This window comes from Nocardia fusca NBRC 14340, assembly GCF_001618425.1.
Taxonomy (GTDB): domain Bacteria; phylum Actinomycetota; class Actinomycetes; order Mycobacteriales; family Mycobacteriaceae; genus Nocardia; species Nocardia fusca.
Window position 1 is genome coordinate 1 of sequence record NZ_BDCU01000076.1, and the last position, 16,984, is coordinate 16,984.

Consider the following 16,984-nt stretch of genomic DNA (forward strand, 5'->3'; position numbering starts at 1 on the left):
ATGCGGCACGGGGTGTTGCCGAAGACGCTGCATGTGGATGCGCCGTCACCGCATGTGGAGTGGGACCCGGATAGGGTGCGGTTGCTGACCGAGGCGGAGCCGTGGCCGGCGGGGGAGCGGGTGCGCCGGGCGGGGGTCTCGTCGTTCGGGGTCAGTGGCACGAATACGCATGTGATCATCGAAGAGGCACCGGCCGAACCGGTCTTCACGCCCGGCGCAACCACTCCGGCCGCCGCGCCCGGCGCAACCACTCCGGCCGCCGCGCCCGGCGCAACCGCCCCGGCCGCCGCAACCGCACCGACTGAACCGGCCGTCGCGACGGACCTCGTTCCGTTCGTCCTGTCGGCAAGGTCCGAGGAGGCGCTGCGCGGTCAGGCGGACCGGCTGCGGCAGTGGCTGATCGGCGAACCGGAGGCCGACCTGCACGATATCTCCTACTCGCTGGTGACCTCGCGGGCGCTGCTCGAATGCCGTGCCGTGGTACCGGCCACCGATCGCGGCGCACTGCTCGCCGGTCTGGCCGAGGTGGCGGCGGAGGCGCCCGGAGCGCTCGCGGGACGCGCGGGCTCGGGCCGGACCGCGTTCCTGTTCACGGGTCAGGGCGCGCAGCGGGTGGGGATGGGCGCGGGACTGTACCAGGCTTTCCCGGCGTTCGCGACGGCGCTGGACGAGGTGTGCGCGCAATTCGATCCGCTGCTGGGCCGGTCGTTGCGGGAGGTGATGTTCACCGATGCCGACGGGGTGCTGGACCGTACCGAGTTCACCCAACCGGCGCTGTTCGCGTTCGAAGTGGCCGTACTGCGACTCCTGGAATCGTTCGGCGTCACACCGGATGTGCTGATCGGCCATTCCATCGGGGAGCTGGCGGCGGCCTATGCGGCAGGGGTCTGGTCCCTGCCCGACGCGTGCACGCTGGTGGCCGCGCGTGGCCGGTTGATGGGGGCGCTGCCGGTGGGCGGTGCGATGCTGGCCGTGGCGGTACCGGAGCCTGTGGCACAGGAACTGGCGGCCGAGTTCCCGGGCCGACTCTCGGTCGCCGCGGTCAACGATCCGGCCTCGACCGTGCTTTCCGGTGACGAGGACGCCGTCGCCGAGATCGAGGTCCGGCTGGCCGCGCAAGGGGTGAAGACCAACCGGCTGCGGGTGAGCCACGCGTTCCATTCCGCGCGTATGGATCCCATGCTCGCCGAGTTCCGGGCGGTGGCCGCCGGTATCTCCTACGCGCGGCCGCAACGGACCGTGGTGTCGAACGTTTCCGGTGCGATCGACCAGGACACCCTGACCGATCCGGAGCACTGGGTGCGGCAGGTCCGCGGTTGTGTCCGGTTCGCCCCCGGCGTGGACGCCGCGGTCGGCGCCGGCGTCCGGCGTTTCGTCGAGGTGGGACCGGACGCGGTACTGGCCGCCGCGACGCGGCGGTGCCTGGCGCAGCACCCGGAGGCCGACGCGGCCGCCGCGGTGGCCGCGACCGCGCGCCGGCCGGTCGCGTCCGGAGCCGCTACGCCGGAGGGCGCCGAGGCCGCGCAGTTCGTCACCGCGCTGGCGCAGATCCATATCGCCGGTGTGCCGGTGGATTGGCGGGTCTGGTTCGCCGGTCGCGCGGTGCGCCGGATCGGCCTGCCGACCTATGCCTTCCAGCGGCGCCGCTTCTGGCTGGACACCGGTGGCGACACCGGGGTGTCGTCGCTCGAGCATCCGATCCTCACCGGGGTGGTCGGCCTCGCCGGGTCCGACGAATGGCTGTTCACCGGGCGTTTCTCGCTACGCACCCATCCGTGGGTGGCCGATCACACGACCTACGGCGTGGTGGTCCTGCCGAGTGCGACCCTGATCGAGATGCTGCTGGTCGCGGGCGCCCGGATCGGGTGCGGCACGGTCGAGGAACTCACCCTGCAGGCGCCGATCCTGCCCACCGGTGACGACGAGATCGAGTTGCAGGTGCTGGTGCAGGCGGCCGACGAACAGGGCCGCCGCCCGTTCGAGTTCTACTTCCGCGTTGCCGGCGCGACCGAATGGGTGCACAACGCGACCGGCGCGCTGGCCGGTCCGGGGTCCGGCGAAGCGGAGCTTCCCGCGCGGTTGCGGGACGAGCCGTGGCCTCCGGTGGATGCCGAACCGCTGGACAGTGCGGGGCTTCCGGCGCTGATCGCCAAGGACACCGGCCTGCAATACGGTCCGGCGTTCCTCGGCGTGCGGGCGGCCTGGCAGCGCGGCGATACCGTGTTCTCCGAGATCGAGCTGGATACCGCGGCGGCGCCGGAGGCCGGCCGCCATACGCTGCATCCCGCCCTGCTGGACATGGTGATGCACGCGGGGTTCTCCCGGCTGCTCTGTGGTGACGGTGACGGCGACCCCGGCACCGGCCGGCTGCTGTTCCGCTGGGGCGGCGCGCGGTTCCACGGCACGGAGACCGGCCGCCGGGCGGAGGTGACCACCCTGCGGGTGATGGCGGTCGCGACCGGGCCGGAGACCATCGCGGTGGCGACCGTCGATCCGGCGGGCAATCCGGTCGTCTCCGTGGACGCGGTGGTGATGCGCCCGTACGACGTCGACGAGTTCCGCAGCACCCTGCCCGGTGCCGCCGCCAACCTCCATCAGGTGCGGTGGGAGCCGGCCGGTCCGGCCGGGAACGAAGAGCTCACCTGGTCACCCGCGGTACTCGGGAACGGCGGCATACCGGGGATCGGCACCGGTTACGAGACACCCGCCGCGGCGGCCGCGGCCGACCGGGCACCGGATGTGCTCGTCTGGCGGCCCGCCCCGGCGGCGGCCGGTGCGCCGGTGGAGGTCCGGGCCGGGGTGCGCGACGCGTTGGCCACATTCCGGTCCTTCCTCGCGGAGGAGCGTCTCGCCGGGACGCGTCTGATCGTGGTGACCACCGGGGGTGCGGGTCTGCCGGGCGAGATCCCGGACCCGCGCGCCGCCGCGGTGCGGGGCCTGGCCGGTGTCGCCCAGTCGGAGAACCCCGGGCGGTTCGTGCTCGTCGACGCGGAACCGGACCGGCCGGTGGACGGTGACCGCCTCGCGGCGGTCCTGCGGTCCGGTGAACCCCAGGTCGCGGTCCGTGGCGCGGAAACGCTGGTACCGCGCCTGGTCCGGGCCGCCACGTCCGCCGGCCGCGGTGCGGGGTCGCTGCCGGCGGACGCGACGGTACTGATCACCGGCGGCACCGGTGGGCTGGGTGCCCTGTTCGCCCGGCACGTGGTGGCCGAATACGGGGTGCGCCGGCTGGTGCTGACCTCCCGGCGGGGCCTCGCCGCGCCGGGCGCCGCGGAACTGGTCGCCGAACTGGCGGCGGCCGGTGCCGACGTGCGGGTCGCCGCCTGCGATATCGCGGACCGGGACGCGGTACGGGCCCTGCTGGACGGTATCGACGCGGACAGGCCGCTGGCGGTGGTGCACACCGCCGGTGTGCTCGAGGACGCGACCATCACCTCACTGACCGCCGAGCAGGTGGATCGGGTGGCCGCGCCCAAGGTGGACGGCGCCTGGTGGCTGGACGAGCTGACGCGCGACCGCGATATCGCGGCATTCGTGCTGTTCTCCTCGGTGGCCGCGATCCTGGGGTCGGCCGGTCAGGGTAATTACGCGGCCGCCAACAGTTTCCTGGACGCGCTCGCGCAGCGGCGTCGGGCGTCCGGGGCGCCGGCGGTCTCGCTGGCCTGGGGGCCGTGGGACCAGGGCAGTGGGATGACCGGCGGGCTGGACCGGGTCGCGGTGGCTCGGTGGAACCGGCTGGGTCTGAGCCCGCTGACCGGAGCCGAGGGCCGGCGGCTCTTCGACGCCGCGCTGGCCGGTGCCGAGGCCCGGGCGGTCCCGCTGCGTTTCGATCCGGCCGCGGTGCGCCGCGAATCCGACCCCGGCGCGGTGCCCGTGGTGCTGCGCGGTCTGGTGCGCCCGTCGGCGCGGCCGGTGCGCGCGCCGGGGGACGGCGCGGTCGCCCACGCGGCGGGCTCACTGGGCGCCGCGCTCGCGGAAGCCGGCGAGGCCCAGCGCGCGGATCTGGTGCTCGAGGTGGTCCGCGAGCAGGTGGCGGCGGTGCTCGGCCACGACTCGGGCAACGATATCCGCCCCGATCAGCGTTTCGACGAAATCGGCCTGGATTCGCTGGGCGCGGTCGAATTCCGGAACCGGCTGAGCAAGGCGTCCGGGCTGACCTTGCCCTCGACCCTCGTCTTCGATCATCCGACGCCGGTGGCGGTGGCGAAGCTGGTGCTGGCCCGGGTGGCGCCGACGGCGGGCACCCCGGTGAAGAAGGTCGTGCGGCGGGCGCGGGTGGACGAGCCGATCGCGATCGTGGGGATGGCGTGCCGGTTCCCGGGCGGTGCCGATTCCCCGGCGGGCCTGTGGGATCTGGTGGCTTCGGGCCGGGACGCGACGGGTGACTTCCCGGCCGATCGCGGATGGGACCTGGAGCGGTTGTTCGACGAGGACGCCGACAAGCCCGGCACCGTGTACACCCGGCGTGGCGGCTTTCTCTACGACGCGGGCGATTTCGATCCCGGCTTCTTCGGGATCGGTCCGCGGGAGGCCTCGGCGATGGACCCGCAGCAGCGCCTGCTGCTCGAGGTGTCGTGGGAAGCCCTGGAGGACGCGGGTATCGATCCGGCGTCGCTGCGCGGCAGCGATGCCGGGGTGTTCGCGGGCGCGGGCTATTCGGGCTATATCGATCGAGTGGTCGGTGACCTGGAGGGTTACCGGCTCACCGGCACCACCAGCAGTGTGATCTCCGGCCGAGTCGCGTACGTGTTCGGGCTGGAGGGCCCGGCGATGACCGTCGATACCGCGTGTTCGTCCTCGCTGGTCGCCTTGCATCTGGGTTGCCAGGCGCTGCGCCGCGGGGAGAGTTCACTGGTGCTCGCCAGCGGTGTGACCGTGGCGGCCAGTCCGTATCTCTACGTCGATTTCGCCCGGCAGCGTGGGCTCTCCCCGGACGGGCGGTGCAAGGCGTTCTCCGCCGACGCCGACGGGGTGGCCTTCGCGGAGGGCGTCGGTGTGCTGGTGCTGGAGCGCCTCTCCGACGCGCGCCGCAACGGGCACGACATCCTGGCCGTGGTCCGCGGGACGGCGGTGAATCAGGACGGGGCGAGTAATGGTTTGACGGCGCCGAACGGTCCGTCGCAGGAGCGGGTGATCGCGGCGGCGTTGGCGGATGCGGGGTTGTCGCCGGCGGATGTGGATGCGGTGGAGGCGCACGGTACGGGGACGACGCTGGGTGATCCGATCGAGGCGCAGGCGCTGATCGCCGCCTACGGCGGGGACCGCGCCGACCGGCCGCTGCGGATCGGTTCGCTGAAATCCAATATCGGCCACACCGTCGCCGCGGCCGGGGTGGGCGGGGTGATCAAGATGGTGCAGGCGATGCGCCACGAGATGCTGCCGCGCACCCTGCACGCCGATGAGCCCAGCCCGCATGTGGACTGGTCCTCCGGCGATGTCCAGGTGCTGACCGAGGCGCAGCCGTGGCCGGCCGGCGGGCGGGTGCGCCGGGCCGGGGTCTCCTCCTTCGGTGTGAGCGGCACCAATGCCCACGCCATTCTGGAAGAAGCGCCCGCGCCCGCGGCTCGGACCGAACGACCGGCGCCGGCGGCCGGCGCGGCGCCGGAGTCGCCGGTGCCGCTGCTGGTCTCGGCCTCGTCCGCGGCGGGTCTGCGGGCCCAGGCGCAGCGGCTGCGGGACTGGTGGGTCGCCCACCCCGCCGCCCCGGCCTGGGATATCGCCGCGTCGCTGGTCGAATCCCGGGCGCAACTGGAGTGGCGGGCCGCGATCGTGGGCACCGGCCGCGAGGAGTTGCTCGCCGGCCTCACCGGTGTGGCCGCGGGCGCCGATTCCGCGGCTGTCGCCGAGGGTGTGGTCGGCCCGGGCCGGACCGCCTTCCTGTTCACCGGACAGGGCGCCCAGCGCGCCGGGATGGGCGCGGACCTCTACCGCTCGTTCCCGGTGTTCGCCACCGCGTTCGACGAGGTCTGCGCGGAATTCGATCCGCTGTTGGGCCGTTCGCTGAAGGAGTTGGTGTTCGACCCGGCCGATCCGGCGGAGCTGGACCGGACCGAGTTCACCCAGCCCGCGCTGTTCGCCTTCGAGGTGGCGCTGTGGCGGCTGCTGGAATCGTTCGGGCCGGTACCCGATCTGGTGATCGGTCATTCGATCGGGGAACTGGCGGCCGCCTACGCCGCCGGGGTGTGGTCGCTGCCGGATGCCTGTCGGCTGGTGGCCGCCCGCGGCCGGTTGATGGGGGCCCTGCCCGCGGGCGGGGCGATGACAGCGGTCGCGGTCGGTGCGGCGGAGGCCGCGGAGCTGGTCGCCGGATACGGTGACCGACTGTCGATCGCCGCGGTCAACGGACCGGGTTCGGTGGTGTTCTCCGGCGATACCGACGCGGTGGCCGAGCTGGAACACCGGGCGGTCGCCGCGGGGCACAAGTGCAGCCGGTTGCGGGTGAGTCACGCGTTCCACTCGGCGCGGATGGAGCCGATGCTGGACGAATTCCGGGCGGTGGCCGCCGGACTGACCTATCATCCACCGAAGATCCCGGTCGTCTCGAACGTCACCGGCGCGGTCGCCGGGACCGAACTGACCGATCCGGAGTACTGGGTGGCGCAGGTCCGCAGATGCGTCCGGTTCGCACCGGGAGTCGAGGCGCTGGCCGCGGCCGGGGTGCGGCGGTTCCTGGAGATCGGACCGGACGCCGTACTCACCGCGATGACGCGGCAGTGTCTCGCCGAGATACCCGGCGCGGCGGCGAAATCGGTGGTGATCGCCGGCGCACGGCGTGCGACGGCCGAACCGGTCCAGTTCGTCGGCGCGCTGGCGCGGGCGCATGTGGCCGGGCTGCGGGTCGACTGGCAGCCGCTGTACGCCGGGCGTGCGGTGGCGCGAGTCCCGCTGCCCACCTACGCGTTCCAGCATCAGCGCTTCTGGTTGCGGCCGGCGGCCGAGACCGCGGCGAGCGGCTCGGGCCATCCGGTCCTGACCGATGTGGTGCGGCTCGCCGGCAAGGACGAATGGCTGCTCACCGGCCGGTTGTCGGTGCGCACGCATCCGTGGCTCGCCGATCACGTCAGCCACGGTGTGCTGGTCGTGCCCAGTACCGCGCTGCTGGAACTGCTGCTGGTCGCGGGGCCGCGGTTCGGTTGTTCCGGGGTCGCCGAACTGACCCTGGAGGCGCCGGTACTGCCCCCGGACGACCGCGCGATCGATCTGCAGGTGCTGGTGGACGAGGCCGACGAGACGGGCCGGCGCCACTTCGTGTTCCACTACCGCGTCGCCGGGGCCGACGGTGCCGAATGGGTGCGCAACGCCAGCGGCATCCTGGCCGGAGCACGTCCGGCGGCGGAACCGCTGATGGACCGCCTGCGCGCCGAACCGTGGCCACCGCGCGACGCCGAACCCGTGGATCCGGACTGGATTCCGGCGCATATCGCGGCGGCGGCCGGGCTCGAGTACGGCCGTTCGTTCTGTGGGACCGAGCGCGCGTGGCGGCGTGGCGACACCGTGTTCTCGGAGGTCGCGCTCGATCCCGGCGTCGATCCGGACGATTTCACCGTGCACCCGGGTCTGCTGGACGGGCTCGGGCACGCCGCCCTCGCCTGCCTGATGTGGCCGGAACTCGACGGCGATCCGAACCTCGGCAAGTTGCTGTTCCGCTGGGCGGGTGCGCGATTCCACGAGGTGGTGCGACCCGGCCCGCTGCGGGTGATGGCCGTATCGAAGGGTCCGGACGCCATCGCCCTCGCGGCGCTGGACGCCGCCGGTAATCCGGTGGTCTCCATCGACGAAGCCGTGATGCGCACCTATGACGTCGACCGGTTGCGCGCATCGTCCACCGGCGCCCCGGCGGTCCTGCGGCTGGAGTGGACCGAGGTGGCGCCGGCCGCCGAACCGTCGCCCGGCGCGCTCGCCGCGCTCGGACCGGTACCGGTGTCCGGTGTGCCGGACCGGTTCCCGGACCTCGACACACTGGTCACCCACGCGGGCGAAAGGCCCGCCGCGGTGCTGTGGTCCGTCGCCGCCGACGCGGTCGCGCGCAACGGCGATACCGTCGCTGCGGCCCACGACCGGGTCCATTCGGCCCTGCGGACGCTGCAGGCATGGCTGAACAGCGGCGCCGCGGCCGGCACCCGGCTCGTGGTGATCACCGGTGACGCGGCCGGACTGCCCGGCGCGTCCCCGGATCTCGCCGCCGCGGCGGCCGCCGGGCTGGTCCGCAGCGCACAGGCCGAATACCCGGGGCAGATCGTGCTGCTCGATCTCGCGGCCGCTGCCGAACCCGTCCCGGCCGAGGTGGTGCGGCGGGTGCTCGCCTCCGGGGAGGACGAGGTCGCGGTGCGCGCGGGCACCGTGCTGGCGCCGCGACTGGTGCCCGCCGGGGAGCCCGCCGCGGTCCGGCCGGAGTTCGGTACCGGCACCGTACTGATCACCGGTGGCACCGGCGGTCTGGGTGCGGTGCTGGCCCGGCATCTGGTCGCCGAACACGATGTCCGGGACCTGCTGCTGGTCTCGCGTGGCGGCGAGAACGCGCCGGGCGCGGCGGAGTTGGGCGCGGACCTGGTCGCGCTCGGCGCGCGGCCGCGCATCGCGGCCTGCGATGTCGCCGATCGTGGCGCGGTGCGGGCGCTGCTCGCGACGATCCCGGCCGAGCGACCACTGACGGCCGTGATCCACGCGGCCGGCACGCTCGACGACGCCACCGTCACCACATTGACGGCCGAGCGGGCAGATCACGTCCTGGCCCCGAAGGCCGATGCGGCCTGGATCCTGCACGAGGCCACCCGGGAGGCGGACCTTTCCGCGTTCGTCCTGTTCTCCTCCGTCGCCGGTGTGCTCGGCTCGGCGGGGCAGGGCAACTACGCGGCGGCCAACAGCTTCCTGGACGCCCTGGCGATACGGCGCCGGGCCGAGGGGTTGCCCGCGGTCGCACTCGATTGGGGGCTGTGGGAGCGGGCGGACAGCGGCGGTATGGCCGGGACCCTGGACGAGGCCGGTATCGCCCGGCTGGCCCGCGCCGGAGTGCACCCGCTCGGCCGCGCGGACGGCCTGCGACTGTTCGACACCGTCGCCGGGATCGGCGCGGACCCGCAGGCCTCGCCGGTGGTGGTGCCGTTGCGTTTCGACGCGCAGGCACTTGCCCGGGTGGGACAGGGGGAGACGGTGCCGACCGCGCTGCGCGGATTCGTCCGGAGTCCGGCTCGGGAGGCCGGCCGGCGAACGCGGGTGTTCGCGCTGGACCGGATCCCGGAGGACAAACGTGAGCAGGCCGTCACCGATCTGGTGCTCGAACAGGCCGCGGCGGTCCTCGGGCATCCGTCGGCCGCCGATATCCGGCCCGAGCAGGGCTTCGACGAACTAGGCTTCGATTCGCTCGGCGGCGTGGACTTCCGCAACCGGTTGTCCGCGGTGACCGGGCTGCAGTTGCCGTCGACCCTGGTCTTCGACTACCCGACGCTCGCCGATATGGCCGGATACCTGCACGAGCAGCTGGCCGCGGCGGTCGCGGCGGCACCGCCCGCCGAGACCGCGGTACCGGACGCGGACCTCGCCCGGCTCACCGAACTCGTCGACCGGGTGCTGGCCACCGCCGGCGACGACGAGACGACGGTGACCGCCCTGCTGGGAATCGGGGACCGACTGCGGTCCCATCTCGGCGGCAGGTGGCCGGCCGACGAATACGACGACCTCGCCGCCCATTCGAGCGACGAGCTTTTGGATCTGATCGACGAGGAGTTCGGCCGAGCATGAGCAACGAGGAACGGCTCACCCGATATCTGCGGAAGCTGACCGGGGACCTGCGCGCAGCCAACAAGCACATCGGCGAGCTCGAGGACCGGGCCCGGGAACCCATCGCCATCGTCGGGATGAGCTGCCGCTATCCCGGCGAGGTCCGGACCCCGCAACAGCTGTGGGAGTTGGTCGACGCGGGAACCGACGCGGTGGGCCCGCTGCCTGCCGATCGCGGCTGGGACCTGGAGCGTCTCTACGATCCCGACCCCGAGGTGCCGGGCACCATCTACACCAGGGAGGGCGGATTCCTGTATTCGGCACCGGATTTCGATGCCGGTTTCTTCGGGATCGGCCCGCGCGAGGCCGCGGTGATGGATCCGCAGCAGCGGCTGATGCTGGAGGCGTCGTGGGAGGCGCTGGAGGACGCCGGCATCGACCCGGTGTCGTTGCGCGGCAGCGATACCGGTTTCTTCGCCGGTGTCTTCCACCAGTACTACGGTCCGCGGGTCGGTTCGCCGGAGCTGACGGCCGAAGCGGAAGGGCACGCCTATCTGGGCGCGGCCAGCTGTGTGCTGTCGGGCCGGGTGTCCTACACCTTCGGTTTCAAGGGCCCGACCCTGTCGGTGGATACGGCGTGTTCGTCGTCGTTGGTGGCGTTGCATCTGGCGTGTCAGGCGTTGCGGCAGGGGGATACGTCGTTGGCGTTGGCGGGTGGGGTGACGGTGATGTCGGATCCGTCGTTGTTGATCGCGTTTGCGCGGCAGCGGGCGTTGTCGGTGGATGCGCGGTGTAAGGCGTTTGCGGCGGGGGCGGATGGTACGGGTTTTTCCGAGGGTCTCGGGATGCTGGTGCTGGAGCGGTTGTCGGACGCGCGGCGGCTCGGGCACACCGGTCCTGGCGGTGGTGCGCGGCACCGCGGTGAACCAGGACGGCGCGAGCAAGGGACTCACGGCGCCCAACGGCCCCTCGCAGGAACGGGTCATCCGGGCCGCGCTGGAGAACGCCGGACTCGAACCGGCGGATGTGGACGCGGTGGAAGCGCACGGTACGGGCACGATGCTGGGTGATCCGATCGAGGCGCGGGCGTTGATCAATGTCTACGGGGCCCGGGGGGAGAGTGGTCCGTTCCGGTTGGGTTCGTTGAAGTCGAATATCGGTCATACCTCGGCGGCGGCGGGTGTGGGTGGTGTGATCAAGATGGTGCAGGCCATGCGGCACGAAACTCTGCCGCGCACCCTGCATGTGGATGCGCCGACACCCCATGTGGAGTGGGACCCGTCCACGGTGCGGTTGCTGACCGAGGCGGAGCCGTGGCCGGCGGGGGAGCGGGTGCGCCGCGCCGGGGTCTCCTCGTTCGGGGTCAGCGGCACGAATACGCATGTGATCATCGAAGAACCGCCGGCCGAACCGGCCGCGGAGCCGACCGTGGCGCCGGAGAGCACCGGCGAACCGGTCGCGGCGGATCACGCCGGGCCCGATCCGGACGCGCCGGTGGCCGAGCCCACTGTCACCTCGGATGTCGTGCCGTGGGTGGTCTCGGCGAAATCCGAGCCGGGACTGCGGGCCCAGGCCCGGCGACTCCGGGACCACCTTCTCGCCGACCCCGCCATCGACCTGTGGGACGTGGCGTACTCGCTGACCACGTCCCGGGCGCTGCTGGACCACCGCGGTGTGGTGGTGGGCCGCGACCACGCGGAGTTGCTGGCCGGTCTGGACGCACTGGCCGAGGGCGAAACCGCCGCGGCCGCCGGGGTGGTCGCCGGGACGAGCGGTGCCGGGCGCACAGCGTTCCTGTTCACCGGTCAGGGTGCGCAGCGCGTGGGTATGGGCCGGGAGCTGTTTGCGGTGTTCCCGGTGTTCGCGGCCGCGTTGGACGAGGTGTGTGCGGAGTTCGATCCGCTGTTGGGCCGGTCGTTGCGGGAGGTGATGTTCACCGATCCGGACGGTGTGCTGGATCGGACGGAGTTCACCCAGCCCGCGCTGTTCGCGTTCGAGGTCGCGCTGTACCGGCTGGTGACCTCGTTCGGACCGACTCCGGATGTCCTGCTGGGGCATTCGATCGGTGAACTGGTGGCGGCGTACGTGGCGGGGGTGTGGTCGCTGCCGGACGCCTGTGCGCTGGTGGCGGCGCGGGGCCGGCTGATGGGCGCGCTGCCCGCGGGCGGCGCCATGGTGGCCGTGGCGGTGTCCGAGGACGAGGCCACCGCGTCCCTCGCCGGGTACGGCGAGCGCCTGTCGATCGCCGCCGTGAACGGCCCGAATTCGGTGGTGCTCGCGGGTGACGAGGACGCGGTCGAGGAAGCCGAGCGGCTGTTCGCCGGCCGCGGCCGCAAGACCGGCCGGCTGCGGGTGAGCCACGCGTTCCATTCGGCACGGATGAACCCGATGCTCGACGAATTCCGCGCGGTCGCCGCCCGGATGACCTATCACGCCCCGTCCGTTCCGATCGTCTCCGAGGTGAGCGGTGCGGTGGCGGAGACGGAACTCACCACGCCGGAGTACTGGGTCCGGCAGGTCCGGGAAGGCGTCCGGTTCGCCCCCGGGGTCGACACCTTGCTGGCCACCGGGACCCGGCGATTCGTCGAACTCGGCCCGGATGCCGTGCTCACGGCGATGACCCGGCAGTGCCTGGCCGTGGACTCCGAAGTCGAGGCGCGGGCTGTGGTGGCCGCCGCCGCCCGCCGCGGCACGGACGAGGTCGCCTGGTTCACCACGTTCCTGGGCACCGTCTGCGCGGCCGGTGCGGCGGTGCGCTGGGCGCCGCTGTACGCCGGACGGTCGCCGCGCCGGGTTCCGCTCCCCGGCTATGCCTTCCAACGGTCCCGCTACTGGCTGCCGGCCGGTGCCGAGGCCGGCGATGTGAGCCGGCTCGGCCTGCGCTCCGCCGATCACCCGCTGCTGGGCGCGGTGACGGCGCTGCCCGGAAAAGACGAATGGTTGTTCACCGGCCGGCTCTCGGCCGGGGCGCAGCCGTGGGTGGTCGACCACCAGGTCTTCGACACGGTGCTGCTGCCCGGCACCGGTTTCGTGGAACTGGCACTGGCGGCGGGGGCGCGGCTGGGCACCGAGCTGATCGACGAACTGGTGCTGGAGGCACCCCTGCGGTTGGACGACGGCGCCGAGGTCGATATCCAGGTGGGGGTCGAGGCACCGGATCCCGACGGGCGGAGGCGTTTCGTGGTGGCCTCGCGGAACGCGGGGGATCGGTCCACCGGCGGATCCGGCACCACCCACGCCCGTGGCGTCCTGGCACCGGGTGTGCGGGTCGACACCGGGCTCCCCGACGGTGCGGAGATCCGGCCCGCGGACGTGTCGACACCGGGCGACGCGCTCTACGACGAGCTGGCCGTCCGCGGGTTCGGCTACGGGCCCGCGTTCCAGGGGGTGCGCCACCTGTGGCAGGCGGGCGAGGACATCCTCGCCGAGGTGATGCTGCCCGCCGAACTCGACACCGAGGCCGCGCGATTCGGTATCCATCCCGCGCTGCTCGATGCCGCCCTGCATGCCGGTGTGCACGCCTGGATCGCCGAACTGCCGCAGGACGAGGTACCGCTGCCGTTCTCCTTCGCCGGGGTGCGCTTGTTCCGTACCGGGGCGAGCGCGGTCCGGGTGCGGATCCGGCGTACCGGCGCGGAAACGCTGCGGGTGGAGGCATTCGACGCCGACGGCGCACCGGTACTGACCGTCGAGGCGCTCCGGGCCCGCCCGGTGAACAGCCGCGTACTCGGCCGGGTCCGGACCGGTGGGCGCCCGCTGTACGAGGTGCGCTGGAGCACGCCGGAATCGCCGATCCCGGGTGCGGGTGATACCCCGGTTCTGGCCGCCGTCGGCCTGCCCGCGGCGACCGGTTTCACCGCGGTATACCCGGATATGTCCGCGTTGATCGAGGCCGGATCCGCGAACTCTCCCGGTGCGGGAGACCGACCGGGGCCCGATGCGGTGGTGTGGTGCGCCGGGGACGGTCCGGCGGATCCGGCGGACCCGGGAGCCGCGGTACGCGCCCGGGTGCACGAGGTGGCCGCCGCGATCCGGACCTGGCTACGGCTGCCCGCGGACGGGACCCGGTTGGTCGTCGTCACCCGTGGTGGAGCCGGTCTGCCGGAGGAGAACCCGGAGCTTTCGGCCGCGGCGATCCGGGGCCTGCTGCGCAGTGCCCAATCCGAGAATCCCGGGCGGATCGTGCTGCTCGACGTCGAGCCCGGTACCGAGATCACACCGGAACTGGTCGGCGCGGCGCTGGCCATCGACGAAGAACAGGTCGCGGCCCGGGCGGGTGCGCTGCTGGTTCCCCGGCTGGTCCGGCGCGACGTGCCGGGGCCGGGAACCGATATCGGGTCGGGAACGGTGCTGATCACCGGCGGGACCGGTGGGCTGGGTGCGCTGGTGGCGCGCCATCTCGTCGTCGCGCACGGTGCCGGCGACCTGGTCCTGGTGTCCCGGCGCGGGGAAGCGGCCGACGGCGCCGCCGAACTCGTCGCCGAATTGACCGGGCACGGTGCGCGGGTCCGGGTACGGGCCTGCGATGTGAGCGACCGATCCGCGGTGGCGGCGGTCCTCGACGAGATCGCGGCCACCGGTCCGGCCCTGACGGCCGTGGTGCACGCGGCCGGTGTGCTGGCCGACGCGACCCTGGACACGCTCACCCCGGAGCAGATCGATACGGTGCTCGCACCGAAGGTCGACGCGGCCCTGCACCTGCACGAACTCACCGCCGAGCTCGAGCTGTCGGCCTTCGTGCTGTTCTCCTCGATCGCGGCCGTACTGGGCTCGCCGGGCCAGGGCAACTACGCGGCGGCAAACTCCGTACTGGACGCGCTGGCGCAGCGGCGGGCCCATGCCGGACTCGCCGCGGTCTCGGTGGCCTGGGGGCCCTGGGAGGAGAGCGGCGGTATGACCGCCACCCTGGGCCGGGGCGCGACCGAGCGGATGGCGCGGATGGGCCTGCGCTCGCTGCGCCACGCCGACGGGCTCGCGTTCTTCGATCTGGCGGGCGCGGCCGGGACGCCCTTCGTCGGCGCGGTCGATTTCGATACGGCGGCCCTGTCCCTGCAGGTGCGGGCCGGACTGCTGCCCGCCCTGGTGCGGTCACTGGTGCCGCGCTCGCGCCGGGCCGACAGCGGCGGCGGTGACCTGCCGCGGCGGCTGGCCGCCGCCCCCGCCGACAAACACGACGCGCTCGTCCTGGATTTCGTGCGCGACCAGGTCGCGGCGGTATTGGGTTACGCCGCGGGAGCGCTCATCGAGGTCGACAAGCCCTTCAGCGAACTCGGTTTCGATTCGCTGGGCGCGGTCGAGTTCCGCAACCGGCTGGGCAGGGCGACCGGACTGCGCCTGCCCTCGACCCTGGCCTTCGACTATCCGACCGCCGCGGCGATCGCCGGCTTCGTGCGCGCCGAACTCGCCGGCGCCACACCGACGGCCGACCGGCCGGCCCGGCGGCGGGACCGCGCCGACGAACCCATCGCGATCGTGGGCATGGCCTGCCGGTATCCCGGCGGTGTCGAAACCCCGGATCAGCTCTGGGATCTCGTGGCGTCCGGCCGGGACGCGATCACCGGGTTCCCCACCGACCGCGGCTGGGATCTGGAGCGGCTCTTCGACCCGGATCCGGCGCACCCGGGCACGTCCTATGTGCGCGAGGGCGGATTCCTGCTGGACGCGGCCGATTTCGATGCCGGCTTCTTCGGTATCGGCCCGCGCGAGGCGGTGGCGATGGACCCGCAGCAGCGATTGCTGCTCGAAGTGTCGTGGGAGGCAATCGAACACGCAGGGATCGATCCGACGTCGCTGCGCGGCAGCGATACCGGCGTCTACACCGGCGTGATGTACCAGGACTACGACGCCCTGACCCGCCGGGCGGGGCCCGAGATGGAGGGCTACATCGCGACGGGCGCGGCGGGCAGTGTGGTGTCGGGCCGGGTGTCCTACGCCCTGGGCCTGGAGGGTCCGGCGGTGACCATGGACACCGCCTGTTCCTCGTCGCTGGTGGCACTGCACACCGCCTGCCGCGCGCTGCGCGCCGGGGAGAGCACGCTGGCGCTGGTGGGCGGGGCGACGGTCATGTCGACACCCTCGGTGTTCGTGGACTTCTCCCGGCAGCGGGGCCTGGCCGCCGACGGGCGATGCAAATCGTTCTCGGCCGCCGCCGACGGGGTCGCGTGGGCCGAGGGCGCGGGTGTCCTGGTGCTGGAACGGCTGTCCGACGCCCAGCGCGCGGGCCACCGCATCCTCGCGGTGGTGCGCGGGTCGGCGGTGAACCAGGACGGCGCCAGCAACGGGCTGACCGCACCGAACGGGCCCTCGCAGGAACGGGTCATCGCGGCCGCGCTCGCCGACGCTGGACTGGCGCCGGTGGACGTGGACGTCGTGGAGGCCCACGGTACGGGTACCGCGCTCGGTGATCCGATCGAGGCGCGGGCGCTGCTCACCGCCTACGGCCGACAGCGGTCCGAGCCGCTGTGGATCGGGTCGCTGAAATCGAATATCGGGCATACCCAGGCCGCGGCGGGCGTCGGCGGCATCATCAAGATGGTGCAGGCCCTGCGGCACGAGGAACTGCCCCGGACCCTGCACGTCGACGAACTGTCGCCCCATGTGGATTGGTCGGCGGGGTCGGTGGAGGTGCTCACCGAGGCCCGGGACTGGCCCGCGACGGCCGGCCGGGTACGCCGGGCCGGGGTGTCCTCCTTCGGGATCAGCGGCACCAACGCGCACGTGATCATCGAGGAGGCCCCCGCCGCGCCGAGCGCGCGGGCGGGCGCCGGTCCGGACACCGCGGGCGCGGGAGCACTCGATATCCCCGTGGTGCCACTGCGGATCTCCGCGAGATCCGACGAGGCGCTGCGGGCACAGGCGCAGCGGTTGCGGGACTGGCTGGTGGATTCGCCGGATGCGGATCCGTGGGCGGTGGCACGGTCGCTGCTGGACTCGCGGGCCGTGCTGAACCGGCGTGCGGTGGTCCTCGGCGGTGACCGCGCCGAACTGCTGGCGGGCCTGGCCGCGCTGGCCACCGGCTCCGGCGGGCCGGGTGTGGTGGCCGGGGGCCCGGTGCCGGGGCAGACGGCGTTCCTGTTCACCGGTCAGGGTGCGCAGCGCGTGGGTATGGGCCGGGAACTGGCTGCGGTGTTCCCGGTGTTCGCGGCGGCGTTGGACGAGGTGTGTGCGGAGTTCGATCCGCTGTTGGGTCGGTCGTTGCGGGAGGTGATGTTCACCGATCCCGAGGGTGTGCTGGATCGGACGGAGTGGACCCAGCCGGCCCTGTTCG

At 73.0% G+C, this 16,984-nt stretch carries 2 protein-coding genes and 1 pseudogene; all 3 read left to right on the forward strand.

All coding sequences use genetic code 11. The features are described 5' to 3' along the window. On the forward strand, nt 1–9,738 hold a 9,738-nt coding region (locus tag NF4_RS35670; protein ID WP_063131803.1), incomplete at its 5' end, for an SDR family NAD(P)-dependent oxidoreductase. A gap of 116 nt (nt 9,739–9,854) precedes the next feature. Continuing rightward, nucleotides 9,855–10,532, forward strand: a pseudogene (locus NF4_RS39710) (beta-ketoacyl synthase N-terminal-like domain-containing protein); the annotation flags it as partial. A gap of 88 nt (nt 10,533–10,620) precedes the next feature. Next, a partial coding sequence (locus tag NF4_RS35675) for a type I polyketide synthase (RefSeq protein ID WP_063131804.1) occupies nt 10,621–16,984 on the forward strand: 6,364 nt, incomplete at its 3' end.